This is a genomic window from Geodermatophilus sp. DSM 44513 (genome assembly GCF_032460525.1).
Taxonomy (GTDB): Bacteria; Actinomycetota; Actinomycetes; order Mycobacteriales; family Geodermatophilaceae; genus Geodermatophilus.
Map to the genome: position 1 here is coordinate 3,117,666 of NZ_CP135963.1, position 23,100 is coordinate 3,140,765.

The following is a 23,100-nucleotide window of genomic DNA, read 5'->3' on the forward strand; positions in this document are numbered from 1 at the left end:
CGACAGATTCACGTCGAACTGGAGTTCCTGCGGTCACGAAGCGGCACCCGTCGGCGTTTGCCCATGCTCAGCGAGTGTCGGGCTCAGACTCGACCCGTCCAGGTCGGAGTGCGTCGAGAGCGAGCGCTTGGAAGTCAGCTGGACGTTCGCGCCACGGCGCGTGGCCGGCATGGTCGAGGACCACTCGGCGAGCGTTCTTCAGGTGCCCGAGCAACTCGTCTGTGGCTGTCCACGGCCGGGGGTCGTCTGCACCGAGGAGCATGGTGACGGGCGCCCAGATGTCCTGCGCCAAGGCGAGGAGATCGTCGCCGGTGCATTCGGTCGACAACTGTCGGTTGGCCAGCGCATTGACCTCGACGCCGGCGGGACGCGTCTGCCACAGCGCCTCGGCGTGCGCCGCTGGGTCACCCGCAGGCGAGAAGTCCGGGCGCCACTGCAGCAAGCACCACTCCCGCTCTTCCTCCGGTGTGCGGATGCGGCTGTCCAGCTCGCGCCACCGCGGGAGTTCACCGCCGAGGCGGCGGTCCCGTTCGGCGAGGTAGGCCTCCCGGAAGGTGGTGCCGGCACCGATGCCGGCGGCGTAGGCGACGGCAGTGGCCTGTTCGGGATGCTCAGCGGCGTACCTCAGGCCCAGTTCTGCACCCCAGGAGTGCCCGAGCACCCCCCAGCGGTCGATGCCCAGCGCTCGACGGACTCGATCGAGGTCGTTCACTGCCTGCGCCACGGTGAAGGGGCCTCCGCGACCGGTTGATCGGCCGCAGCCGCGTTGCTCGAAGCGGATGACCGTGTGCGCGTGGTCGAGCAGCGCCGCGACGTCGGTCAGGTAGTCCCACAGCCCTGGGCCGCCGTGGCAGAGGACGACGGGAGTCCCCGAGCCGGAGACCGCTGTCCACAACTGCGCCCCGTCGCCCAAGCCAACGAATTGCTCTTCCACGCGCTGCACCGCACCCAGGTTCCCCTAGGGTGTCTAGAGCCGCCTTCAGGCGCCGGTCGGAGACCTCATCCCGGCACAGCACAGGGATCCGCCCGCAGGACGCGGGAGCTCCGACCTCTGACGCACCGGACGTCGCCGTAGCGCGTTGGGCTACCGGGACGGGCTTTCGTCAGGCCCCGATGACCCATGTCAGATTGCACATGACGGCGTGGTGGTCGGAAGGGTGCCCCCCGTCGACAGGATCACCGAGGACAGTCACGACTCGACGGAGACCTGGACGCCGGGCTGGCCGGGTCGGACGAAGACGAGTCTGGATCCGGGGATCCGCTCGCGTGTGTCCCGGGCACCGGCGGCACTGGCTATCGCCGTGTCGTGGGCTCTGCGGCCAGTTCATGGACCACAGCCTCGGTCGGCAGGGCGCAAGTCCCGAGTCTCACGGCATCCGCAAGACGATCAGGCGTGATCTGCGACGTTGCGTCCTCGACCACGACGACCCGGTAGTCGCGCTCGCTCGCGTCGAAGATCGTGGCCCGCGGACAGTTGGGGAAATTGCAGCCGGCCACCACGACCGTGTCGACCCCGAGTTCCCGTAGGTACTCGTCCAGCGGAGTGCGGTAGAAGGCGCTCCACCGGGGCTTCCAGAGCACGACCTCATTGGTCCCCACACGCTGCATCCCGCCTGCGAGAAGAACGTCGCTGTCAAGCTCGACGTCAGCGCCGCGCAGTAGAGACGGAGCGATCCGGGCGCCGGCAGACCCGGGCCGCACGATTCGGGCTCCATTTCGGATGGCGGCCCGGCGGACGAGGTCGACGTCGTCTCCGTCGTACAGCCGGATCACGTGGACGATCGGCCGGCCGGCCGACCGGTACGCCTCGATCAGCCGCACGATCTCGGGCAGTCGGTCTGACGTGCCGGCGATCGGACTCGCGCCGCCGTCCAGGAAGTCCACCTGCGTGTCGATCACCAGGAGCACGGAGGATGCGAAGTGCGGAACGGTGAAGGCGTCGTCCAGTGCCGAGCTGCCCATGGGATCACATTGCCACGGTCAGCCTGCCGTGGTGGGCCCTCGTCCGCGGTGCTCAGCGCCGAGGCCCGCTGAGCCATCCTCCTGCGGGAGATCGCCGACGGGGGTTTCCCCTAGTGAGGGTCACTTTCCCGTCAGGACACGATGAGGTCGTTCAGTTCGTCGACCGTCTCCTACGTGCAACACTCCGCGGCATGGCGACCGTGCAGTCGGCGAGCCCACGGCTCATACGCCGCACTGCGCTGGCGATCGGGACGCTCGTCGCGATCGTGGTCACGTTCGCGGCCATCCGGGTGGTCGTGGACTGGCCACACATCTCGTCTGGCACCCCGCCCGATGACGACTTCGCTGAGCGCTACGTCGAGCACCCGGTGCTCGCCTACTCACACATCGCGCCCGGTGTCATCTACCTCCTCGGGGCCCCGTTTCAGCTGTCCCGGCGGTTCCGCACCCGTCACTACGACGTCCATCGGCGCCTGGGGCGGATCCTGCTCACCTGTGCGCTGGTATCCGGGGTGTTCGCGCTGCTGTTCGGCATCCCCCTCGCCTGGGGCGGCGCCCTCGAGGCGGCCGCGACAGTGGTGTTCGGCATCTGGTTCCTCGCTTGTCTGTTCATCGCTTTCTCGGCCATCCGACGCGACGAGGTGTCACGACACCGTCGGTGGATGATCCGCGCCTTCGCAGTCAGCATCGGTATCGGGACGATCCGCATCTGGGTGGGCATCTTCGAGGGTGTCGAGCAGGCGATCTCCCGAGGCACGTCGCCGGCCACGCCCGATCCGGTGATGTTCGGCATCGCCTTCTGGCTGGCCTTCGTGATGCACGTCGCGATCGGCGAGTGGTGGCTGCGGCGGACACCCGATCTGGCTGGTTGAACCCCAAGCCGTTCAGTGAGTCGCGACCGCTGCGTGTCAGGGCCGCGAAGACGTAGGGCGTCTCGGTGCCGGATCCCCTACGGGACAGATTGCTGACGGCGGGGCTCGACGCGTAGGAGCTGTGTCCGCGCGATGACGGCATCGCGGTCATGCGTGTGAGCGAGTCGGACCCGCACCGGATCGCGCAGGTACTCAGCAAGCGCTTCCTCGTCCGGCATCTCGATCAGCTGGACCTCGAGCGGGTCGCCATCGTGTCGTTCCATGACGATGTGTCGCGAGATGAGGCGACCGCCGTGCTGCGACAAGAGCGCGAGTACTTCATCCTCGAACGCAGCGAGGTCTTGGGCCCGTCCCGGATGTTCCCACAGCAGGACACACAGCTGGATCGGCATGGAATCACCCTGTCATTGCCGTGCAGGAGAGGGATCTCCTGCGGGGAGCACGTCTCTGATGACCAGGTCGTCGAGGAGGCCGCCGCTGACCTCTCGGCTTGCGGGACGCTGCTCACTCAGAGGCCCGGCCAGATCGCGAGTAGGTCGGAGCGCCTGAGTCACCCTGGTCGTCGGGATCGCACATCCCAGGTCGGCTGCTTCGGTCTGCGCGGTAGAGGTCGGCGGGGCGCCGGTACAGCGCGGGTGTGCTCAGCACGTCGGTGTTGTCGGCGATCGGGTCCACAGCGCCGATCGGCGTCAGGATCCGCAGCAGCGGGTCGGAGACCGTGGTCAGCAGGGCGTCGCCGAAGCGGTCGGCCGTGAGCGGGCCGGCCGGCTGTGGTAGGTCCCGATCGTCACCGCGACCGGGTTGGTGAGTCCTGCGGCGTTGTGCCGGTTGCCGAGAGCAGTCCAGGCGCCGGCCAGCGCTGACTCCCGTTCCTCAGCCCTAGTGCTCCCGTTCCTCAGCCCTCGTGGCGGCAAGTGCCCGAGCCAGGTGGTCCGCGAGGCCGTCCAGATGCGCGTGGGCGGTGGATGTGGTGCCGAGCCACTTGCTGTACGGGGCGTGATGGCGCTGTAGCAGCAGCGCCGGCCGCATCATGTCGCGGACCAGCCGGGCGGCGGTCACCGCTGAGCCGATAGCGTCACCGACCTCGGCGGTGCGGGCGACGAGGGCCTCTTCCTGGGCGAGACGGTGCCATTGACACGCCAGCAACCATCGCCACACCTGCTCGGGGTACCGCGTCCGACGTTGCGCCGCCGTGGCCGGACCAAGATCCCGCCCGGACGGGATTCGAGCTCGCCGACGACGACACACTCGCGGGCAGCATCGCGCGGTACGTCGATGAGTGCGCCGCCTCCCGTCAGGTCGTCGCGAACTCTCATGACCTCGACGACGTGGCGAAGCAGCCGCCCGACCACGCGTTCAACCTGCGCTTCGCGCTCGTCCACATGATCGAGGAGACGGCGCGTCACAACGGTCATCTCGACCTCATGCGTGAGGCCATCGACGGCTCGACGGGCGAGTAGCGGCGGGATGTCCCCGAGCCGTCCTGATCCTTGGGCTTGAGTCCGTGGGGCCAATCCGTTGCGGCGACGTCCGTAGTCCGCGACGCGGTCGCGGCAGGTGTCCCGCAGGGGTCCCCAAGCGGTGACGCGCGGGCGTCTGCGACTGGCGGGTCAGCCCTGACGAGTCTCTAGTCTCGGTCGTCGTGGCCGACTCGGTTGTGCAGCCTGCGGACCTGTCGACGGTTCGGGCGTCCTATGACCGCGTAGCCGACAACTACGTCGCGACGGGTGTCGGTGACCTGGCGCCGGCTCCGTGGCTGCGCGCCGCGCTGGGAGCGTTCGCCGAGGGTGTCCGCGCCCTCGGCCCGGTGCTCGACGTGGGTTGTGGCCCGGGAACGGTCACCGCTCACCTGGCGGGCCTGGGCGTCGACGTCTCCGGTGTCGACTTGTCACCGCGGATGATCGCGCACGCCCGCCGGTTGCACCCCACGCTGCGGTTCACCGTCGCCTCTGCCACTGCACTCGATCTGGCCGAGGAGTCCCTGGGTGGTGTCCTGGGCTGGTGGTCGCTGTTCAACCTGCCTCGCGACGTGCTGCCCGACGTGCTCGTCTCGTTCGCCCGGGCGCTGGTTCCTGGTGGGCAGCTGCTGCTGGGGACGCACATCGGCGATGGCGAGATCGAGCGCAGCGAGGTCTACGGCATGCCGGTCACCTGGACGACTCATCTGTGGCAGCCCGAGCGCCTGGCCGCCCTGCTCTCCCGGGCCGGCCTCCAGCTGGTCGCCGAGCTGCGCCTCCCGCCGACTCCTGTCCATCCGTCCGCTCCCGCTCCGCCGGCGCAGGTCGTCCTCGCCGCTCGACGGCCGAGCTGACCCGGCCGGCTGGCCGATCAGCGATCCGCTGGCGGTGATCACTGGCTGTCTGATGAGCCAGCCTTCGGTCTGTGCGAGCCGTGGGGATCGGGATGGGTGCTGCCGGTCGACACGGCCGGTCGACGGGAGGCGACCAGTCCGCCCCCGGTCCCGGCGAGGACCGCCTCTGTGATCCGGCCCCACCAGCGCCTCAGCCTGTCGTCCAGCCCGTGAGCGGCTCTCGGCTGGTCGGCGCGGGTGGGGACGCTCACGGCTCGGCGTACCAGGCGAACGCGAGCCCGGGGACGACGACCCGCCCGTCGCGCACCGGGAGGACGCCGTCGCTGCCGTGCACCTGCGCGAAGGCGCCGAAGCCGGTGACGGTGTCGGCGTCCACCCCCTGCGGGTCCGGGGAGAAGTTGGCCACCCCGACGAAGGTGCCGCTGCGCGGGTGCTTGCGGTGCCACACCAGGACCGCGTCGCTGCCGGCGTCGACGACCACGGAGTCCACGCCGCCGCGCAGCGCGAGCAGCGACCGGCGCACCTCCCCCAGCCGCCGGATGCCGGCGCACACCCGCCCCTCCAGGGTGGCCGGGTCACCTGCACGGGCGGCGGCGGCCCAGTCCATCGGCGGGCGGTGCAGCCACCGGTTGTCCGGGGCCCGCGCGGGGTCGGCGAGGTAGCCGGTGTCGTTGCGCAGGGCCAGTTCGTCGCCCATGTACAGCAGCGGGATGCCGCCGTAGGCGTAGGCGACGGAGTACAGCAGCAGCAGCCGGCGCACCCCGGCGTCCAGCGCGGCGTCGTCCCCGGCCGCCAGCGCCGCCTCGATGCCGCACAGCGAGGCCGCCGACCCGGAGATGCGGGCGTCCCCGGTGGCCTCGTCCTCCTGGAACGCCGCGCCGCGGGCGAACGAACCGGGGAAGCGGCCGGCGTAGAAGTCGGTGAGGAAGTGGCGGTGCGCGAACCCGTCCAGCCCCACCGCCGCGGCGTCCGCGTCGGTGACCGCCCAGCCGATGTCGTCGTGACCGCGCACGTAGGTCACCCAGGTGGCCGTCGGCGGCACCGGCCGCATCCGGCGCAGCGACTGCCGGGCCAGCCGGACGTCGCGGGTGGCCAGGCTGCTCCACAGCAGCACCATGAGCTGGTTGTGGTAGGCCAGCTCGCACTCCGGCCGGTAGCGGTCGTGGCCGCCGAGGTAGGCGACCAGGTCGTCGGGGGAGACGATCGCCTCGGCCTTGAAGACGACGCCCGGGGCGGCCAGCCGGGTCAGGGCGTGCAGCAGCTGCAGCAGGGTGTGCCCCTCGGGCTGGTTCTGGCAGCTGGTGCCCAGCCGCTTCCACACGAACGGGACGGCGTCCATGCGGAACACGTCCACGCCGCGGTTGGCCAGCCAGGTGATCTCCCCCAGCATTGCCAGGGTCACCTCGGGGTTGGTGTAGTCCAGGTCCCACTGGTAGGGCCAGAACGTCGTCCACACCCAGCCGCCGGCGCCGCCGCGGGCCTCCGGCACCCAGCTGAACGAGCCCGGTGCCCGGTCGGGGAACACCGCCGGGATGGTCGCGTCGTAGGCGTCGGGCAGCGTGCGGTCGGGGAAGGCGGTGTAGAAGCCGGCGTAGGCGGGGTCGCCGGCCAGCCAGGCCTGCGCCCAGGGGTGCTCGCGGGCGGTGTGGTTGACCACCAGGTCGATGCACAGCGCCATGCCGCGGTCGTGCAGCGCGCCGGCGACGTCCTCCAGGTCGGCCATGGTGCCCAGCCGGGGGTCGATCGCGCGGTAGTCCACGACCGCGTAGCCGCCGTCGTTCTCCCCGGGCCGCGGCGCCAGCAGCGGCATGAGGTGCAGGTAGGTGGTGCCCAGTCCGGCCAGGTGGTCGAGGTGCTCGGGCAGCCGGTCCAGCGTGCCGCAGAACCGGTCGACGTAGCAGACGTAGCCCTGCACACGGGACCGCTGGAACCACGCCGGGTCGATCTCCCGCCGCCGGTCCAGGCGGCGCAGCGCCTCCGGCCGCTCGGCCGCGGCGGTCAGCGCGGCGCGCAGCGCGCGGGCGACCAGCCCGTCGGCGGCGTCCTCCCCGTACAGGGTCGCCAGCGGCTCGTGGACGTCGTGGAGCGCCAGGTCGGCGCGGGCGAGGAAGGCGTCGCCCTCCGCGGGGCCCAGGGCGGCGACCGCCTCGGCCGCCAGGCCCGGCCGCAGCCGCGCCCACGCCTGCTCCGCCGCTGCTCGCCGGGCGCTCGCCGGGACCGTCACCGCGCCAGTATCGCCGTCCCTGTTCGCCCACGGCGTGACCGCTCCCGCCCACGGTCCCCGGGGAGTTCACTGGCGTAAGCAGGTAATCAAGACAGCTGGAGGTGTGCCGTGACCGGTCCCGTGGACTCCGACCTGCTCGACACCTACTCGCAGGTCGTCACCGCCGTCGCCGCCGAGCTCACCCCGCACGTCGCCGCCCTGCAGGTGACCGGGCCGGGCGGGCGCGGCGGCGCCGGGTCGGCGGTCGTCGTGCCCGGCGACGGGCTGCTGCTCACCAACGCGCACGTGGTCGGCCGGGCCCGTGGCGGGCGGGCGGTGTTCGCCGACGGCACCGAGACCGACGTGGACGTCGTCGGCGCCGACCCGCTGTCCGACCTGGCCGTCGTCCGGGCGCGGGGGGCCACTCCCCCGCCGGCCCGGCTCGGGGACGCGGCGACGCTGCGGGTGGGCCAGCTCGTCGTCGCCGTCGGGAACCCGCTCGGGCTGGCCGGTTCGGTGACCGCGGGGGTGGTCAGCGGGCTGGGCCGGTCCCTGCCCACCCGGGAGGGCCGCACCGCCCGGGTGGTCGAGGACGTGATCCAGACCGACGCCGCCCTCAACCCGGGCAACTCCGGCGGGGCGCTGGCGGACTCCGCCGGCCGGGTGGTCGGCGTCAACACCGCGGTCGCCGGCTGGGGGCTGGGCCTGGCGGTGCCGGTCAACGACACCACCCGCCGGATCGTCGACGCCCTCGTCCGCGACGGGCGGGTCCGCCGGGCCTACCTGGGGCTGGTCAGCACGCCCGCGCCGCTGCCGGCACCGCTGGCCGAGCGCACCGGGCGGCGGCGTGGGCTGCGGGTGGTCGACGTCGTCCCCGGGTCGCCCGCCGACCGGGCCGGGCTCAAGGCCGGGGACCTGGTGCTGGAGGCCGGGCGGCGACCGGTCGCGGAGGCGCAGAGCCTGCAGCGGCTGCTGTTCGCCGAGGCGATCGGCCGGCCGCTGCCGGTGACCGTGCACCGCCGCGGCGCCATGGTCGACGTGGTCACGGTGCCCACCGAGCTGACCGGCGGGTGACGCGGAGGCCACGCAGGGTGGTGGCGGGGGTCGCCCGGTCGGGCGTCGGGGACCCCCCGTGCGGTGGAGACGGTCACGCAGTGCTGCGGAGTGTCGTCCGGGCGGGTGATCCTGACCTGGACGAACGGGGGGACCATGCTCACGGCACGACCAGGCGGCATCGCGTTGCTCGCGCTGCTGTACGCGGTCAGCGCGGCGCTGTGCGCCGTGGGCGCCCTGGTACCCGCGTCGCCGCGGTCCCCGATCGGGCTGCTGTGGGCCCTGGCCGCTCTCGGCGCCGTCGGGGCCGGGGTGCTGTGGCTGCGCCGCGACCGGCTGGGCCCGCGCGCGCTGCACGCGGCCGTCGCCCTGCCGTCGGTGGCGATCGGTCTGCTGGCCTGGCGCTCGGCGACCGCCGTCGGCATCGTCGGCCTGGGCCCGGCGATGGTGACCGTGGCCGTGTTCGCCGCGCACTCCTTCTCCCGCCGGGCCGCCCGGCTGCACGTCGCGCTGCTGCTGGCCGCGACCACCGCCGGGGCGCTGGCCGCAACGCCGTCGGGCTTCTTCCCGCAGTGGCTGACCACGCTGGTCACCGTCGTCGTCCTCACCGAGGCCCAGGCGCGCATCTCCGGTGACCTGCACCGCGCGGCGGGCACCGACCCGCTCACCGGGCTGGCCAACCGGCGCGCCTGGCAGGCGGCGGCCGAGCGCAGCCTGGCGCACGCCCTGCGCAGCGGGGAGCCGTTCACCGTCGCGCTCATCGACCTGGACTCCTTCAAGGCCGTCAACGACCGGCTCGGCCACGGCGCGGGCGACACGTTGCTGCAGGCGCTGGCCGGCGCGTGGAGCGCGGAGCTGCGGCTGTCGGACCTGCTGGGCCGCTACGGCGGCGACGAGTTCGTGCTGAGCCTGCCCGGCACCGACGCCGACCGGGCCGGTGACCTGCTGGCCCGGCTGCGCTCGGGTCACCCGGCGCCCTGGTCGGCCGGGACGGCGACCGCCCAGCCCGGCGACACCCTCACCGAGATGCTGATGCGCGCCGACGCCGAGCTCTACCGCGCCAAGCGCGACCGCCGCCCCTAGAGCGACTGGAACGGCCGTCCTCCAGGGGCCCGCGCCGAGCCTGCGAGGCGTGGGGGGGAGGACGGTCCTCCTAGGGACGGCGCCAGTCGTCGGTGGTCAGGTGCGACCCGGCCATGGGCCCCATCTGCAGCATCCCGCCGTCGACGGCGTAGGAGGACCCGGTCACGTAGCTCGCCTCGGGCGAGGCGAGGAAGGCCACGACCGCGGCCACCTCGCGGGCGTCGCCGGGCCGGCGCAGCGGGACGCCGGGCCGCTCGTGGCCGGGCGCGGTGGGGTCCTCGTCCGCCTGACCGGTCATCGGGGTGGCGATCTCCCCGGGCGCGACGGCGTTGACGGTGATGCCGTGCTCGGCCAGCTCGATCGCCGCGACCCGGGTGAGCAGGCCCAGCCCGCCCTTGGCCGCGCAGTAGGCCGCCGCGCCCACCCGCGGCTGGTGCTCGTGCACGCTGGTGATGTTGACGATCCGCCCGCCGCGGCCGGCGGCGACCATCCGCCGGGCGGCCCGCTGCAGACAGAGGAAGGCCGCGTCCAGGTCGGTGGCCAGCACCTCGCGCCAGGTCGCGTAGTCGGTGTCGAGGACCGAGCTGGCGTGCCCGGTGCCCGCGTCGTTGACCAGGACGTCGACCCCGCCGAGGGCCTCGGCCAGCTCGTCGACCACGTCGGCGGCCTCGGGCAGCCGGGTGAGGTCGACGTGCCGGACCTCGGCACGGCGGCCCAGCGCCCGCACCTCCGCGGCGGTGGCCTCGGCGTCGGCCTGCTCCCGGTACCAGGTGATGCCGACGTCGCAGCCGGCCCCGGCCAGGGCGACGGCGGTGGCCCGGCCGATGCCGGACTCCGAGCCGGTGACGATGGCGACGCGGGGGGCGGGGGTCTGGGTCATGGCGCCCATGCTGGGGGGACCGGGGCGGGTGCGCAGCCCGGCCGGTCCCCTCAGCGCAGGGCCAGGCGCCGGTCCAGCAGGGCGTCGACCCGGGCCCGCGCCTCGGCCACCCACCGCGTGTTCTCCCCCGACGGGCAGCGGGCCGCGGCGGCGCGGGCCACGCACACGGCCGCGTGGGCGATGGCGATCTCCAGGTCGAGGGTGTCGGTGTCGGTGGCGGTCACTGTTGCCTCCTCGGGGGGTGGTGGTGGTGGGCTGGGTCGCCGAGCACCCGACGGGGCGCTCACCCCACCCGTGCGGCGAGCCGGGTGTCCTGATCCCGCCCGGCTCGAGCGGCCCCCAGGGCGGCGACCACCTGCTCCAGCGCGGCGAGGCTGTGACCGCTGACGAAGGCGTCGCACAGCGGCAGCGCGGCGGCCATGCCACCGACCAGCGGTGCGTAGCCGGGTGCGGCCTTGCGCGGGTTGACCCACACGATCCGGTGGGCCAGCCGGCGCAGCCGCAGCATGGCCGCGGCGACGTCCGCGGGGTCGTCGGTCGCCCAGCCGTCGGACAGCACGACCACCACCGCCCCCCGGGCCAGTCCGCGGCGGCCGGGCCCGGTGGCGAACTCGCCGATCCCGGCGGCCAGCCGGGTGCCGCCGGCCCAGTCCGGTGCTGCGGCCGCCGCCCGGGCCAGGGCCCGGTCGGGGTCGCGGCCGGCCAGGCGGCGGGTGAGCCGGGTCAGCCGGGTGGCGAAGACGAAGGCCTCGGCCCGGGCCCCGCCGACCGCCCCCTGCAGCAGGGACAGGTAGACGCGGGTGTAGGGCTCCATCGACGCGGAGACGTCGCAGAGCAGCACCAGCCGCCGCGGTTCGGTGCGGCGGCTGGCGTGCAGCAGCCGCACCGGGTCCCCGCCGGCGCGCTGGGCGGCCCGGACGGTGCGGCGCAGGTCGAGCCGGTCCCGGCGGCGGGCGGTTGGGTGGGTCCGCCGGCTGCGCCGCTCCGGGGTGGCGAGCGCGATCCGGCGGACCAGCGCGCGCACGGCGGCCAGCTCGTCGGGCTCGAGGTCGGCGAAGGACGTGTGCCGCAACCGCTCCTCGGCCGACGCGGCGGCCAGGACGACGTCCCGCTCGGCCGCGCCGCCGTCGTCCTCCCCGCTGCCCGCACCCGCGACGGCGCCCCCGGGGGCGGTGCCGCCGCCGGGGCGGCGGTCCGGAGGAGCGGGGCGGACCGTCGGCTCGGAGCCGACCGCGAGCGGCGCCGTCGGGTCGCCGCGGGTGTCCGCGGGGTCCAGCCGGCCGTCGAACACGGCCGAGAAGACGGCGTCGAAGACCGGCAGCTGGGCCCGGTCGGTGACCAGCGCGACCCGGCAGGTCCAGTACAGCGCGCTGCGGTCCACCGGCGGGACCAGCTGCAGCCCGCGCGCCAGCCCCGCGGCCCGCTCCGGCGTGGTGGGCAGCCCGGCGCGGCGCAGCGCCGTCGTCAGGCCGACCGCCAGCGGGCCCGGGCCCACCGACGGCAGGTCAGCCACCGGCGGTCACCCAGGCCGCGCCCCGGGCGCGGGCCAGCTCCTGGTCGTCGCGGTTCTTGAGCACCGACCCCCAGCTGGCCTCGACCGCCGGCGGGTCGAGCCGGTCGACGCCGAGCACGTCGAGGGCGGCCACCCAGTCGACGACCTCGGCGATGCCCGGCGGCTTGACCAGGTCCAGCGAGCGCAGCCGGCCGACCGCCGTCGCGGCGGCGACCGCCAGGGGCTCGGCGCTGCCGGGCACCCGGCGGCGGACGATCTCGGCCACCTGGTCCGGCGGGGGGAAGTCGATCCAGTGGTACAGGCAGCGGCGGGTGAGCGCGTCGTGCAGGTCCCGCGTCCGGTTGGAGGTGAGCACGACGACCGGCGGGTGGGCCGCGCGGAGGGTGCCGAGCTCGGGCACGGTCACCGCGGCCTCGGCCAGCACCTCGAAGGTGAACGCCTCGAACTCCGCGTCGGCCCGGTCGATCTCGTCCAGCAGCAGCACCGCCGGACGCGGCCCGGGGTGCTCGATCGCCTGGAGCAGCGGCCGGGGCAGCAGGTAGTCCCGGGCGAACAGGTCCTCCTCGGCCAGGGGCGCGCCGGCCGCCTCCGCCAGCCGGATGCCCAGCAGCTGGCGCGGGTGGTTCCACTCGTAGAGGGCCTCGGCCGCGGCGATGCCCTCGAAGCACTGCAGCCGGTACAGCGGGGTGTCCAGCACCCGGGCCAGGGCCTTGGCCGCCTCGGTCTTGCCCACCCCCGGCTCGCCCTCCAGCAGCAGCGGCTGGGGCAGCCGGACGGCGAGGAAGAGCGCGGTGGCCAGCCCCGGGTCGGCGAGGTAGTCCGCGTCGTCGAGCGCCGCACCGAGGGCGGCCACGTCGGGGACCCGCGCCCGCACCTCGTCCTCGGCACCCGGCCGGGTGGCGACCCGGCCGTCAGGGGGCGGCGGCATACCGGGCCGGGTCGGCGAGGTAGCTGGTGCGGCACCCGTCGCAGCAGAACCAGGTGGTCGCGCCGTCGACGGTCGCGTGCGGGGTCGCGTCGACCGCGGCGACGGTCATCCCGCAGACCGGGTCCACGGCCCGGGCGGGGGCCGCCGGTGACGCCGGGGACGCCGGCGGTGCGGCCCGCTCCGCTGCCCGCCGTTCGGCGACCACCTGGGTCCACACCGACAGGGCGATCTCCGCCGCCGTCCGCGCGCCGATGTCCAGACCCGCGGGGCTGCGCACCCGGGAGCGCTGCTCGTCGGGCACGTCCAGCGAGGCCAGCACCGCCGCGCCGCGGATCCGGCTGGCGATCAGCCCGACGTAGGGGACGCCCAGCCGCAGCGCCGCGCCGAGGGCCGGTTCCTCCCCGCGGCCGTGCGAGGCGACCACCACCGCCGCGTCCCCCGCCGCGGGCGCCGCGTCCTCCCCCGACACCAGGTCGACGGCGAACCCGAGCAGGCGACCGAGGGCGACCAGCGCCTCGGCGACCGGGCTGTCGCCGACCACCAGCGCGTGCGGGGCGGGCACCCGCGGCTCGAGGAAGATCTCGACCGAGCCGCCGGACAGGCAGGGGTTGGCCACGGTGACCGCGCCCTCCTCGTCCGTGCCCGACGCCCCGCCGGGCACGATCCGCAGCAGCAGCGGCTCGCCCGTCGTCAGCGTCATCAGCCCGTACTCGCGCACCGAGGACTCCGCGCAACTGCCGCCCACGAAGCCGTCGACGACACCGTCGGCGCGGACCAGCGCGGTGTCCCCGGCGTGCGCGCTGGCCGGCCGCTGGGCCCGGACGAAGGTGGCGTGCACGAACGGCTCCCGCCGCCGGACCAGCTCGGCGGCACGCTCCGTGACGGTCACGGTGACTCCTCAGATCGACTGTGCGCGGTCCTTCAGATCGGCGGGGTGGGCCGGCCCTGCATCGCCTCCCACACGCGGGCCGGGGTGCACGGCATGTCCACGTGCCGGACGCCGAACGGCGCCAGCGCGTCGACGACCGCGTTGACCACCGCCGGCGGGGAGCCGACCGTGGCGGACTCCCCGATCCCCTTCGCGCCGATGGGGTGGTGCGGGGACGGGGTGACCGTGTAGCCGGTCTCCCAGTCGGGGACCTCCATCGCGGTGGGGATCAGGTAGTCCATGAACGACCCGCCCAGGCAGTTGCCCTGCTCGTCGAAGCCGATGAACTCCATGAGCGCCATGCCGACGCCGTCGGCCAGCCCGCCGTGGATCTGCCCCTCGACGATCATCGGGTTGATCCGGGTGCCGCAGTCGTCCACCGCGACGAACCGGCGCACGGTCACCTTGCCCGTCCCCGGGTCGACGTCGACGACGCAGACGTAGGCGCCGAACGGGAAGGTGAGGTTGGGCGGGTCGTAGGTGACCTCGGCGTCGAGGTTGCCCTCGACGCCCTCGGGCAGCTCGACGGTGCCGTGCGCGCCCATCGCGATCTCGGTCATCGTCTTCCCCACCGAGGGGTCACCGGCGACGAACCAGCGGCCCTTCTCCCACTGCAGGTCCTCCGGGCGAGTCTCCAGCATCGCCGCGGCGATCAGCCGGGCCTTGTCGCGGACCTTGCGGGCGGCCAGGGCCACCGCGCCGCCGCTGACCGGGGTCGAGCGGCTGCCGTAGGTGCCCAGGCCGAACGGCGTCTGGTCGGTGTCGCCGTGCACGACCTCGACGTCCTCCGGGGGGATGCCCAGCTCCTCGGCGAGGATCTGCGCGAACGTCGTCTCGTGGCCCTGCCCCTGGGTCTGCACGGACAGCCGGACGACGGCCTTGCCGGTGGGGTGCACCCGCACCTCGGCGCCGTCGGCCATGCCGAGCCCGGCGATGTCCATGTGCTTGCGCGGGCCGGCGCCCACCGTCTCGGTGAAGAAGGAGACCCCGATGCCCATCAGCTCCCCGCGGGCCCGCTTCTCCGCCTGCTCGCGGCGCAGCTCGTCGTAGCCGACCTGCTCCAGGCACATGCGCAGCGCCGGCTCGTAGTCCCCGGAGTCGTAGACCCAGCCGGTCTTGTTGGCGTACGGGAACTGCTCGGGGCGGATGAAGTTCCGCACCCGCAGCTCGGCGGGGTCCATCCCCAGCTCCGCGGCCAGGACGTCGACCATCCGCTCCACCAGGTAGACGGCCTCGGTCACCCGGAACGAGCAGGCGTAGGCCACCCCGCCGGGCGCCTTGTTGGTGTAGACGCCGGTCACCGAGCAGTACGCGGCCTCCAGGTCGTAGCTGCCGGTGAAGATGGAGAAGAAGCCGGCCGGGTACTTCGTCGGCTGGGCGGTGGCGTTGAACGCCCCGTGGTCGGCCAGCACGTGCGTGCGGACGGCGAGGATCTTCCCGTCGCGGGTGGCCGCCACCTCGCCGCGCATCGTGTAGTCGCGGGCGAACGAGGTGCTCATCAGGTTCTCGGAGCGGTCCTCGACCCACTTGACCGGCTTGCCGGTCACGATCGAACCGACGACGGCGCAGATGTAGCCGGGGTAGATGCCGACCTTGTTGCCGAAGCCGCCGCCGATGTCCGGCGCGACCACCCGGATCTTGTGCTCCGGGATGCCGGCCACCATCGCGTAGAGGGTGCGGTGCGCGTGCGGGGCCTGGGTGGTCTCGTACAGGGTGAGCTTGCCGTCGACGGGGTCGTAGTCGGCGATCGCGCCGCAGGTCTCCATCGGCGCGGGGTGCACCCGCGGGTAGACCATCTCCTGGCTGACGACGACGTCGGCGCGGGCGAACACCGCCTCGGTCTCGGCGGCGTCCCCGGCCTCCCAGTCGAAGACGTGGTTGTCGGTCTGGCCGTCCTTGTCGTCCCGGATGACCGGCGCGTCCGGGTCCAGCGCCCGGCGGGCGTCGACGACCGGCGGCAGGTCCTCGTACTCCACGTCGATGAGCTCGAGGGCGTCGCGGGCGGAGTAGCGGTCCTCGGCGACGACGAAGGCGACCTCCTGACCCTGGAAGCGCACCTTGTCGGTGGCCAGCACCGCCTGGACGTCGGCGGACAGCGTCGGCGCCCACGCCAGGTTGAGCGCCTCGAGGTCCCTGCCGGTGATGACCGCGTGCACCTTCGGGTGGGCCAGCGCCTCGGTGGTGTCGATGCTCACCAGCCGGGCGTGGGCCATGGGCGAGCGCAGGACAGCGCCGTGCAGCATGCCGGGCAGCACGATGTCGTCGAGGTAGCGCCCGCGGCCGCGGATGAAACGGGGGTCCTCCTTGCGCTGCACGCGGCCGAAGCCGATCGGCCGGTCCGGGTCGGTGAGCGCGGGGTTGGACTCGCGCTCCTGCGGCATCGCCGAGCGCTCCTGGACGGTGGTCATGCCGGGACCTCCCGGTCGGCGGGGGCGGCCGGGTGCGCGGCCGCCCACTGGATCGAGCGGACGATGGTGGCGTAGCCGGTGCACCGGCAGATCTGCCCGGAGATGGCCTCGCGGATGGTGGCCTCGTCGGGGTCCGGCTCGCGGTCGAGCAGCGCGCGGGCGGTGAGCATCATGCCGGAGGTGCAGAACCCGCACTGCAGTCCGTGCTCCTCCATGAAGCCCTGCTGCACCGGGTCCAGCGTGGCGCCGTCGGCCAGCCCCTCGACGGTGCGCACCTCGTGGCCGGCGGTCATCGCGGCCAGCGTGGTGCAGGACTTGACCGGCTGGCCGTCGACGAGGACGACGCAGGTGCCGCAGTTGCTCGTGTCGCAGCCCCAGTGGGTGCCGGTGAGCCCGAGCGTCTCGCGCAGGAAGTGGACGAGCAGCAGCCGGGGTTCCACGTCCCGGGTGACCTCGGTGCCGTTGACGGTCATCGTGACCTGCATGCCGCAGCCTCCTCAGGCGGTGGGGGTGAGTACGCCGGCGCGGGCGGCGGCGCTGCGCAGCACCCGCCGGGTGAGCTCGTCGGCGAGGTGGCGCTTGTAGTCGACCGGGCCGCGCTGGTCCTCGACCGGCCGGCTGGCCTCCGCGGCGAGCCGGCCGGCCTCGGCGAACACGTCCTCCCCGGGGCGCGTCCCGAGCAGGACGGCCGCGGCGTCGGTGGCCAGACCCTCCAGGCCGAGGGCGGTGAGCCCGACGGTGGCGTCGGTGATCGTGCCGTCGTCGTCCAGCACCAGCTGGGCCCCGGCGGCGGCCACGGCCCAGTCGCCGACGCGGCGCTCGACCTTCTCGTAGGCGCTGCCCGACCGCGGCCGGACGGGCAGGCGGACCTCGGTGATGAGCTCGTCCTGCTCGCAGGCGGTCTCGTAGGGGCCGCGGTGGAACTCCGCCATGTCGAGCACCCGCTCCCCGTCGCGGGCGGCGATGACCACCTGCGCGCGCAGCACGTCGCACACGGTGGTGAGGTCCTCGGCGGGGTCGGCCTGGCCCAGCGACCCGCCGATGGTGCCGCGGTTGCGGACGACGGGGTCGGCGATGACCCGCTCGGCGTCGTGGACGATCGGGAAGAGCTCCCCGACCACGTCGGAGGCCAGCAGGTCGGCGTGCCGGGTGAGGGCGCCGATGCGCAGCTCGTCGCCGTCCCGGGTGACGTGCCGCAGCTCGGCGAGGTCGCCCAGGTCGACCAGCCAGTCCGGCCGGGCCAGGCGCAGCTTCATCATCGGCAGCAGGCTGTGCCCACCGGCGACGACGCGGGCCTCGGGCCCGTGGCGGTCGAGCAGCTCCAGGGCGTCGGCGACGCTGGTCGCGCGCACGTAGTCGAACGGGGCGGGTACCTGCACGGGGACTCCCTCCGGGGGCTGTGGCCGAGCCCGTGGACGGATCTTGTGACCGGGCCCACAGTGGTGTCAACATGCTCATAACCGGTCGGTTGTGAGGCTGGATGACCATGACCTTCACCCAGCTGCGGGTGTTCGCGACGGTGGCCGAGCTGGGCTCGGTCGGCGCCGCGGCGCAGGCGCTCGGGATCAGCCAGCCGGCGGCGTCGGCAGCGGTCGCCGCGCTGCGCGCGGACCTCGACGACCCGCTGTTCCGGCGCGCGGGCACCGGCATCGAGCTCACCCCGGGCGGCCGGGCGCTGGCCGCCCGGGCCCGCGAGCTGGTCCGGCTGGCCGACCGCACCCGGCGGGAGGTGGCGTCGGCGACCACCGCAGGCGAGGTGCGCGTGGTGGCCACCGCGGCGTGCGCGGAGCACCTCGCCGGGCCGCTGGCCGCCTTCACCGGGCGGGTGCCCCGCGCCGCGGTGACGCTCCGGGTCTGCCCGGCGTCGCGGACCGCGGCGGCCCTGGCCGACGACGAGGCCGACGTGGTGCTCGGCGTCCGGCCGGTGCCCCTCGACGACCGGGCGGTCGACGCGGTGCCGTTCCTGCGCTGGCAGCGGGTGGTGGTGGCCGCGCCGGGCTCCCCCCTGGCCCGGCAGGGCCGGGTGTCACTCGCCGACCTGCGCCGCGGCCCGTGGCTGGCCGGGCCGGCCGACCTGGAGCCGGGCACCGAGGAGCGCTGCTGGCTGCAGCGGGCCGGGTGCGCCGACCTGCAGCGGGACGTCGTGCCGATGGCCAGCGCGGCCGACGCGCTGGCCGCCGTGCGCGCGGGTGAGGGCGTGCTGCTCGCCCTCGGCCACGCAGTCCGTTCGGACCTGCGCGCCGGGCGGCTGGTGCGGCTGGCCGTCGAGGGCACGCCGGTCACGGGCATGTGGTGGGCCGCGGTGCCCGGCGGGGGGCGGGCCGGGGCGGCGGCGACCGCGCTGCAGCGGTTCCTCACCACCTCGGACGCGACCAGCGCCTTGCTGGCCGGGCCGGCGCCGCGGCACCGGGCGCACCCGGTGCGCGTGGAGCTGTGGAGCTAGCTGTCGTGACCGGACGGGCCGGCGGCCTCGCGGTCGGCGGCCCGGGCGCCCTGCACCGACTGGGCGCCGCCCCCGACGCCCTCCGGCGCGGCCGGGCCGGCGCCGGTGCCCCCCGTGGGGGTGCCGTCGGCCTGCACGACCTGCCCCTGCGTCATCGCCGGGTCCCCGGCGGTCCGCTCGACCGGCGCCGGGCCGGGCCCGGGTGCGCGGCCGTGCCCCTCCGGCGCGGCGCTGCCCCGCTCGGCGACCTCGATCGCCTCCGCGACGTCGGCACCGCTGCGGGTGTGGTCGGCCGAGGTGCCCTCGGTCGCCGGTTCCTGGGGTGTGCTCACGGACGCCTCCGCAGGTCGTCGGGATGTGCCGAGGAGTGTCGGCCCGCAGGGTCCGCCCGGCAAGGGTCAGTGCTGCTCCAGGGCGCGCAGCGCCGCCAGCGACCGGTCACGGGCCTCGGCGGCCTCGGTGGCGTGCCGCTCGGCGGCGCGGCGCTGCCGCTCGGCCCGGCGGAGCTCCTCGGCGGTCCGCGTGGCCTGCTCCTCGGTGCGGGCCAGCTCGTCGGACAGCTCGGCGACCCGCGCCTGCAGGTCGGCCCGGCGGGCGTCCAGGTCGTCGACCCGCTGCCGCTCCTCCCCGGCGGCGGCGACGGCCTCGGCGGCTGCCGCGGTGGCCTCCTCCGCGGCCCGGCGGGCCTCCTCCAGCGCGCGGTGACGGCGCTCCTCGGCCGCCCGCCGGGTCTCCTCCTCGGCGGCCCGGCGCGCGGCGGCGCCACTCCGCGGCCCGGCGGTCTCCCGTGTCGGCCCGGTGCGCGCCGGCACGATCCGCAGCGCCGGCCGGGTGCCCGTCGTCCCCAGGCCGCTGTAGGACATCGCCGCGGCGAGCCGGCCGGACAGCAGCGCCGCGCCGGCCTCCGGGTCGGCCATCGCCGCCCGCAGCGTGTCCGTGACCTGCGCCTCCACCGCGCCGCCCACGCGGGTGCCGCGCTCCCGGGCCAGCGCGGTCGCCTGGCGGGTCAGGGCGCCCAGCAGCTGGGCGCGCTGGCGGTCCAGGGCGCGCAGCTGGTCGCCGGCCAGGCTCTCCTGCGCCTGGCGGAGCAGGTCGCCGAGCTCGACCAGGCCCTCGACCTCCGCGCGCTGCTCGCGCGCCAGCAGGTTGCAGACCCAGGCCGCGACGGTCGGCTTGGGCAGGGCCCCGACCTCGCGGGCAAGGGTGCGGTCCCCGGCCGCCCGGGCCTCGTGCTGGCGCTGCGTGCGCACCGCGACGAACTCCTCCGGCGGCACCGCGTACAGCTCGTCGGCGACCCCGTCGAGGTCCACGGCGCCTCCCTCCCCCTCGAGCGGCCTACCCGCCGACCGCCGTCCGGGGGGCCTCCCACAGGTCGATGCCGGAGTCGACGGCGTGCTCGTCGATCGCCGCCAGCTCGTCGTCGGCGAAGTCCAGCCGGTCCAGCGCCGCGACGTTCTGCTCCAGCTGCGCCACGCTGCTCGCGCCGATGAGCACCGAGGTCACCCGCGGGTCGCGCAGCGCCCAGGCCAGCGCCATCTGGGCCAGGCTCTGCCCCCGCTTGCCGGCGATGTCGTCGAGCGCCCGCACGTGGCCGAGGGCGGTCTCGGTGAGCAGGTCGGTGGACAGGGACTTGCCCTGGCTGGCGCGCGAGCCCTCCGGGACGCCGTCCAGGTACTTGTCGGTCAGCATCCCCTGGGCCAGCGGGGAGAACGCGATGCAGCCGGCGCCGACGTCCTCGAGGGTGTCCAGCAGCCCCTCGGTCTCCACCCAGCGGTTGAGCATCGAGTAGGAGGGCTGGTGGATCAGCAGCGGCGTCCCGAGGTCGGCCAGGATCTCCGCCGCCCGGGCGGTGTCCTCCGGGGAGTAGCTGGAGATACCGGCGTACAGCGCCCGCCCCGACCGGACGGCGGTGTGCAGCGCGCCCATGGTCTCCTCCAGCGGCGTGGTCGGGTCGGGCCGGTGGGAGTAGAAGACGTCGACGTACTCCAGGCCCATCCGGGCCAGCGACTGGTCCAGGCTGGCCAGCACGTACTTGCGCCCGCCGCCCCCCTGGCCGTAGGGGCCCGGCCACATGTCGTAGCCCGCCTTGGAGGAGATGACCAGCTCGTCGCGGTACGGCCGGAGGTCGTCCCGCAGGTGCCGGCCGAAGTTGACCTCCGCGCTGCCGTAGGGCGGGCCGTAGTTGTTGGCCAGGTCGAAGTGGGTGACGCCGAGGTCGAAGGCGCGGCGCAGGATGGCGCGCTGGCGGTCGAGGGGGACGTCGTCCCCGAAGTTGTGCCACAGCCCCAGGCTGACGGCGGGGAGGTCCAGGCCGCTGCGGCCGGTGCGCCGGTAGGTCATCGAGTCGTAGCGGTCCGGGGCTGCGGAGAAGGCCATGGGGGGTGTCCTGCCCGGCCGCCCGGCGCGCCAACCCGGACCTCGCGGTCGGCTGGCGCGGCCGGGGACGGCGACACATGCTGGGCCGGGGGCGCGACGGGCGTCCCCGCCAGCCACCGAGCAGAGCGAGGCCACCTCGATGACGAGCATGACCAGCAGGGACGCGGCGACCGGCGGCCGCGACATCAAGTCCCACGAGTCCACCAGCTTCGCCGACCTCGGCAAGGAGATGTGGAGCTACCTGACCGGCAAGGGCGCGGCGATCAACTACGAGTTCGTCGACATGGTCGTCGAGGTGCCGCGGCAGACCGGCCCGGACTCCCCGCGGGCGACCTGGCGGCTCAACGGCACGCTGCGGATCACCACGTCCGAGAACGCCAGCCGGGGATGACGCCGGACGGCGGACGCCTGCAGGTGGTCGCCGACCTCTCGATCGAGGTGGACGGCGCCCCGGTGCGGGTGGAGTCCTCCGGCGGGCGGGTGCGGGTGGTCGCCGACGACGTCCGCGGGCTGGTCGACCAGCTGCGCTCGGCGGCACGGGCCGCCGGCGTGGGCTCGCCGCGCGCGGGCGTGGCGAGCCTCGCGGACCGGCTGGCCACCGAGGGCCTCACCGGCGTGCTGGCCGCACCGACCGGGGACGTCGCCGTCGTCGGCGCGGGCGTCGACTCACCGGTCGGCCGGCTGCTGTGGGGCACCCGGCGGGTGCACGTCGACACGGTGGGCCTGCTGCGGTCCAGCGACGCGGCCCGGTGGACCCTCGCCGGCGCCGCCCTCGTCCTCGTCGTCCTGGCCGCCCGGCGCCGGCGGCGCTGACCACCGGCCGCCCGGCGCCGGCGGCTACCCGGCGTCGGCGGTCCGCAGCGGCCGGGTGGCCCCGGCGGCCAGCAGGCCGGCGGCCAGGACGGCGAGGACGACCAGCAGCGCCTGCAGCACCCCGGTGACCTCGGCGACGAACCCGATCAGCGGCGGGCCGGCGAGGAACGCCGTGTAGGAGATGGAGCTGACCACCGACACCCGGGCGGCGGCCAGCGCCGGGTCGTCGGCGGCCGCGCTCATGCCGACCGGGAAGCCCAGCGCCGCGCCCGCCCCCCACAGCACCGCCCCGACCAGGGCGAGGGGCACGGCCGGCGCGGTGACGAACAGCAGCAGGCCGAGCACCGCGGTCACCCCGCCGGTGCGCAGCACGACCACCCGGCCGAAGCGGTCCAGCAGCGTGCCGCCGACCACCCGGACGGCGGTCATCGCGGCGACGAAGACGGCGAAGCCGACCGCCGCGGCAGCCTCGCCGACCCCGTGGCCGTCGACCAGGGCGACCGCCAGCCAGTCGTTGGCGGTGCCCTCGGTGAAGGCGAAGGCGAGGGTGGACAGGCCGACCAGCAGCGTGCGCGGCTCCCGCCAGGCCCGCCCGACCCCGGACCCGGCCGCGTGTTCCTCCGCCGTCCTCGGCTCCATGGGCAGGAAGGACCGGGTGGCGACCGCGATCGCGCCCAGCGCCAGGACCGCGGTGACCACCAGCTGGGCGGCCAGCGGGACGGCCAGCGCCGCCGCGCCCGCCCCGAGCAGCGCGCCGGCGACGGTGCCCACGCTGAACCCGGCGTGCAGCCGCGGCATGAGCGCGCGGTCCAGCCGCCGCTCGACCGCCGCGCCCTCGATGTTCATGGCGACGTCCCAGCCGCCGACGCCCACGCCGACCAGCGTCAGGCCGGCCCCGGCGGCGAGCACCTGACCGGAGCCCAGGCCGAGGGCCAGCAGCAGCAGGCCGGCCACCGCCACGACCGCGCCGGCCGACACCCCGCGGGCCGGGCCGATCCGGTGCACCACCGGGCCGGTGAGCGGCAGCGCCACGGTAGAGCCGACGGCGATGCACAACAGCAGCAGCCCCAGCCCCGCCGACGACAGGCCGAGCGCGTCGCGGGCGGCGGGCACCCGGGAGATCCACGAGGCGAAGGCGAACCCGTTGACGACGAAGGCGACGGCCACGGCGACCCGCGCGCGCTCGACGGAGGCGGTGGAGGAGGTCAGGTGCACCAGGGGTCCTTCCGTGTGCCGGCGTCCCGGTCACTCTATCGAATCGATTCGATGATCGCTTCCTCGACCGCGGGACCGCAGGGTCGTAGCGTCGGCGGACCCGACCCGACGA

Annotated in this window: 25 protein-coding genes; 8 read left to right on the forward strand and 17 right to left on the reverse strand. The window is 74.9% G+C overall.

What is annotated here, in order from left to right:
• Nucleotides 1–67: 67 nt before the first annotated feature.
• Nucleotides 68–943 carry an alpha/beta fold hydrolase gene (locus RTG05_RS15115; RefSeq protein WP_208104597.1) on the reverse strand — a complete coding sequence of 292 codons (876 nt, stop codon included), beginning with the start codon at nt 941–943 and terminating at the stop codon, nt 68–70.
• A 350-nt stretch (nt 944–1,293) separates the two neighbouring features.
• Entirely contained in the window at nt 1,294–1,962 is a 669-nt protein-coding gene (locus RTG05_RS15120; RefSeq protein WP_166525806.1) for a cysteine hydrolase family protein, read from the reverse strand.
• A gap of 191 nt (nt 1,963–2,153) precedes the next feature.
• Here RTG05_RS15120 and RTG05_RS15125 point away from each other — a divergent pair, with 191 nt between their 5' ends.
• Nucleotides 2,154–2,834, forward strand: a complete 681-nt coding sequence (locus RTG05_RS15125; protein ID WP_166525807.1) for a DUF2306 domain-containing protein — start codon at nt 2,154–2,156, stop codon at nt 2,832–2,834.
• 77 nt (nt 2,835–2,911) lie between these two features.
• On the opposite strand, the gene RTG05_RS15130 is transcribed toward RTG05_RS15125, so the two are convergent.
• Nucleotides 2,912–3,226 (reverse strand): GYD domain-containing protein, encoded by a 315-nt coding sequence (locus RTG05_RS15130; protein ID WP_166525808.1) that lies wholly within the window; start codon nt 3,224–3,226, stop codon nt 2,912–2,914.
• A 487-nt stretch (nt 3,227–3,713) separates the two neighbouring features.
• A complete protein-coding gene (locus tag RTG05_RS15135; RefSeq protein WP_315911922.1) occupies nt 3,714–4,082 on the reverse strand; it encodes a DUF4037 domain-containing protein in 369 nt (122 codons plus the stop codon).
• On the opposite strand from RTG05_RS15135, the gene RTG05_RS15140 reads away from it, so the two are divergent.
• Nucleotides 3,983–4,294 carry a mycothiol transferase gene (locus RTG05_RS15140; RefSeq protein WP_315912580.1) on the forward strand — a complete coding sequence of 104 codons (312 nt, stop codon included), beginning with the start codon at nt 3,983–3,985 and terminating at the stop codon, nt 4,292–4,294. The genes RTG05_RS15135 and RTG05_RS15140 overlap by 100 nt on opposite strands.
• Nucleotides 4,295–4,476: 182 nt before the next feature.
• On the forward strand, nt 4,477–5,145 hold the full coding sequence (locus RTG05_RS15145) for a class I SAM-dependent DNA methyltransferase (protein WP_166525810.1): 669 nt from the start codon (nt 4,477–4,479) through the stop codon (nt 5,143–5,145).
• A gap of 247 nt (nt 5,146–5,392) precedes the next feature.
• Here RTG05_RS15145 and RTG05_RS15150 read toward each other — a convergent pair whose 3' ends face one another.
• Nucleotides 5,393–7,369 carry an alpha-amylase family protein gene (locus RTG05_RS15150; protein WP_166525811.1) on the reverse strand — a complete coding sequence of 659 codons (1,977 nt, stop codon included), beginning with the start codon at nt 7,367–7,369 and terminating at the stop codon, nt 5,393–5,395.
• Between the two features lie 108 nt (nt 7,370–7,477).
• On the opposite strand from RTG05_RS15150, the gene RTG05_RS15155 reads away from it, so the two are divergent.
• Both RTG05_RS15155 and RTG05_RS15160 read left to right on the forward strand, forming a co-directional pair.
• Nucleotides 7,478–8,422: a S1C family serine protease gene (locus RTG05_RS15155; protein WP_166525812.1), complete on the forward strand. Its 945-nt coding sequence runs from the start codon at nt 7,478–7,480 to the stop codon at nt 8,420–8,422.
• Nucleotides 8,423–8,557: 135 nt separating this feature from the next.
• Nucleotides 8,558–9,484 (forward strand): GGDEF domain-containing protein, encoded by a 927-nt coding sequence (locus RTG05_RS15160; protein WP_166525813.1) that lies wholly within the window; start codon nt 8,558–8,560, stop codon nt 9,482–9,484.
• A gap of 70 nt (nt 9,485–9,554) precedes the next feature.
• On the opposite strand, the gene RTG05_RS15165 is transcribed toward RTG05_RS15160, so the two are convergent.
• The 8 genes from RTG05_RS15165 to RTG05_RS15200 are packed head-to-tail and all read right to left on the reverse strand — an operon-like array spanning nt 9,555 to nt 17,520.
• Nucleotides 9,555–10,364, reverse strand: coding sequence for an SDR family oxidoreductase (locus RTG05_RS15165; protein ID WP_166525814.1), 810 nt, complete (start codon nt 10,362–10,364; stop codon nt 9,555–9,557).
• A gap of 50 nt (nt 10,365–10,414) precedes the next feature.
• The gene (locus RTG05_RS15170; protein WP_166525815.1) at nt 10,415–10,588 is read right to left on the reverse strand and encodes a hypothetical protein; all 174 of its coding nucleotides are present in this window, start codon (nt 10,586–10,588) and stop codon (nt 10,415–10,417) included.
• 59 nt (nt 10,589–10,647) lie between these two features.
• Nucleotides 10,648–11,877 carry a vWA domain-containing protein gene (locus tag RTG05_RS15175; protein WP_315911923.1) on the reverse strand — a complete coding sequence of 410 codons (1,230 nt, stop codon included), beginning with the start codon at nt 11,875–11,877 and terminating at the stop codon, nt 10,648–10,650.
• A complete protein-coding gene (locus tag RTG05_RS15180) occupies nt 11,870–12,805 on the reverse strand; it encodes an AAA family ATPase (RefSeq protein WP_166525816.1) in 936 nt (311 codons plus the stop codon). The genes RTG05_RS15175 and RTG05_RS15180 overlap by 8 nt, the downstream gene beginning before the upstream one ends.
• Nucleotides 12,789–13,694: an XdhC family protein gene (locus RTG05_RS15185; protein ID WP_166525817.1), complete on the reverse strand. Its 906-nt coding sequence runs from the start codon at nt 13,692–13,694 to the stop codon at nt 12,789–12,791. The genes RTG05_RS15180 and RTG05_RS15185 overlap by 17 nt, the downstream gene beginning before the upstream one ends.
• 32 nt (nt 13,695–13,726) lie before the next feature.
• Nucleotides 13,727–16,141: an aerobic carbon-monoxide dehydrogenase large subunit gene (locus RTG05_RS15190; protein WP_208104599.1), complete on the reverse strand. Its 2,415-nt coding sequence runs from the start codon at nt 16,139–16,141 to the stop codon at nt 13,727–13,729.
• Nucleotides 16,138–16,626: a (2Fe-2S)-binding protein gene (locus RTG05_RS15195; protein WP_166525818.1), complete on the reverse strand. Its 489-nt coding sequence runs from the start codon at nt 16,624–16,626 to the stop codon at nt 16,138–16,140. The genes RTG05_RS15190 and RTG05_RS15195 overlap by 4 nt, the downstream gene beginning before the upstream one ends.
• A gap of 12 nt (nt 16,627–16,638) precedes the next feature.
• On the reverse strand, nt 16,639–17,520 hold the full coding sequence (locus RTG05_RS15200; RefSeq protein ID WP_166525819.1) for an FAD binding domain-containing protein: 882 nt from the start codon (nt 17,518–17,520) through the stop codon (nt 16,639–16,641).
• Nucleotides 17,521–17,627: 107 nt separating this feature from the next.
• Here RTG05_RS15200 and RTG05_RS15205 point away from each other — a divergent pair, with 107 nt between their 5' ends.
• Nucleotides 17,628–18,584 (forward strand): LysR family transcriptional regulator, encoded by a 957-nt coding sequence (locus RTG05_RS15205; RefSeq protein WP_166525820.1) that lies wholly within the window; start codon nt 17,628–17,630, stop codon nt 18,582–18,584.
• On the opposite strand, the gene RTG05_RS15210 is transcribed toward RTG05_RS15205, so the two are convergent.
• The 3 genes from RTG05_RS15210 to mgrA form a co-directional block, all read right to left on the reverse strand.
• The gene (locus RTG05_RS15210) at nt 18,581–18,916 is read right to left on the reverse strand and encodes a hypothetical protein (RefSeq protein WP_315911924.1); all 336 of its coding nucleotides are present in this window, start codon (nt 18,914–18,916) and stop codon (nt 18,581–18,583) included. The genes RTG05_RS15205 and RTG05_RS15210 overlap by 4 nt on opposite strands.
• A 66-nt stretch (nt 18,917–18,982) precedes the next feature.
• Nucleotides 18,983–19,894 carry a hypothetical protein gene (locus tag RTG05_RS15215; RefSeq protein WP_166529186.1) on the reverse strand — a complete coding sequence of 304 codons (912 nt, stop codon included), beginning with the start codon at nt 19,892–19,894 and terminating at the stop codon, nt 18,983–18,985.
• Between the two features lie 25 nt (nt 19,895–19,919).
• Nucleotides 19,920–20,960 carry an L-glyceraldehyde 3-phosphate reductase gene (gene mgrA, locus RTG05_RS15220; RefSeq protein WP_315911925.1) on the reverse strand — a complete coding sequence of 347 codons (1,041 nt, stop codon included), beginning with the start codon at nt 20,958–20,960 and terminating at the stop codon, nt 19,920–19,922.
• Between the two features lie 148 nt (nt 20,961–21,108).
• On the opposite strand from mgrA, the gene RTG05_RS15225 reads away from it, so the two are divergent.
• The gene (locus RTG05_RS15225) at nt 21,109–21,351 is read left to right on the forward strand and encodes a hypothetical protein (RefSeq protein ID WP_315911926.1); all 243 of its coding nucleotides are present in this window, start codon (nt 21,109–21,111) and stop codon (nt 21,349–21,351) included.
• Nucleotides 21,348–21,773 (forward strand): hypothetical protein, encoded by a 426-nt coding sequence (locus RTG05_RS15230; RefSeq protein ID WP_166525822.1) that lies wholly within the window; start codon nt 21,348–21,350, stop codon nt 21,771–21,773. The genes RTG05_RS15225 and RTG05_RS15230 overlap by 4 nt, the downstream gene beginning before the upstream one ends.
• 24 nt (nt 21,774–21,797) lie before the next feature.
• On the opposite strand, the gene RTG05_RS15235 is transcribed toward RTG05_RS15230, so the two are convergent.
• Nucleotides 21,798–22,988, reverse strand: coding sequence for an MFS transporter (locus RTG05_RS15235; protein ID WP_315911927.1), 1,191 nt, complete (start codon nt 22,986–22,988; stop codon nt 21,798–21,800).
• Nucleotides 22,989–23,100 lie beyond the last annotated feature (112 nt).

Bases quoted from the DNA above. Each gene is read 5' to 3' on its own strand.
- RTG05_RS15120 (WP_166525806.1), bottom strand. From the start codon at position 1,962: ATGGGCAGCTCGGCACTGGACGACGCCTTCACCGTTCCGCACTTCGCA.
- RTG05_RS15125 (WP_166525807.1), top strand. From the start codon at position 2,154: ATGGCGACCGTGCAGTCGGCGAGCCCACGGCTCATACGCCGCACTGCG.
- RTG05_RS15130 (WP_166525808.1), bottom strand. From the start codon at position 3,226: ATGCCGATCCAGCTGTGTGTCCTGCTGTGGGAACATCCGGGACGGGCC.
- RTG05_RS15160 (WP_166525813.1), top strand. From the start codon at position 8,558: ATGCTCACGGCACGACCAGGCGGCATCGCGTTGCTCGCGCTGCTGTAC.
- RTG05_RS15165 (WP_166525814.1), bottom strand. From the start codon at position 10,364: ATGACCCAGACCCCCGCCCCCCGCGTCGCCATCGTCACCGGCTCGGAG.
- RTG05_RS15180 (WP_166525816.1), bottom strand. From the start codon at position 12,805: ATGCCGCCGCCCCCTGACGGCCGGGTCGCCACCCGGCCGGGTGCCGAG.
- RTG05_RS15190 (WP_208104599.1), bottom strand. From the start codon at position 16,141: ATGACCACCGTCCAGGAGCGCTCGGCGATGCCGCAGGAGCGCGAGTCC.
- RTG05_RS15195 (WP_166525818.1), bottom strand. From the start codon at position 16,626: ATGCAGGTCACGATGACCGTCAACGGCACCGAGGTCACCCGGGACGTG.
- RTG05_RS15205 (WP_166525820.1), top strand. From the start codon at position 17,628: ATGACCTTCACCCAGCTGCGGGTGTTCGCGACGGTGGCCGAGCTGGGC.
- mgrA (WP_315911925.1), bottom strand. From the start codon at position 20,960: ATGGCCTTCTCCGCAGCCCCGGACCGCTACGACTCGATGACCTACCGG.
- RTG05_RS15225 (WP_315911926.1), top strand. From the start codon at position 21,109: ATGACCAGCAGGGACGCGGCGACCGGCGGCCGCGACATCAAGTCCCAC.
- RTG05_RS15230 (WP_166525822.1), top strand. From the start codon at position 21,348: ATGACGCCGGACGGCGGACGCCTGCAGGTGGTCGCCGACCTCTCGATC.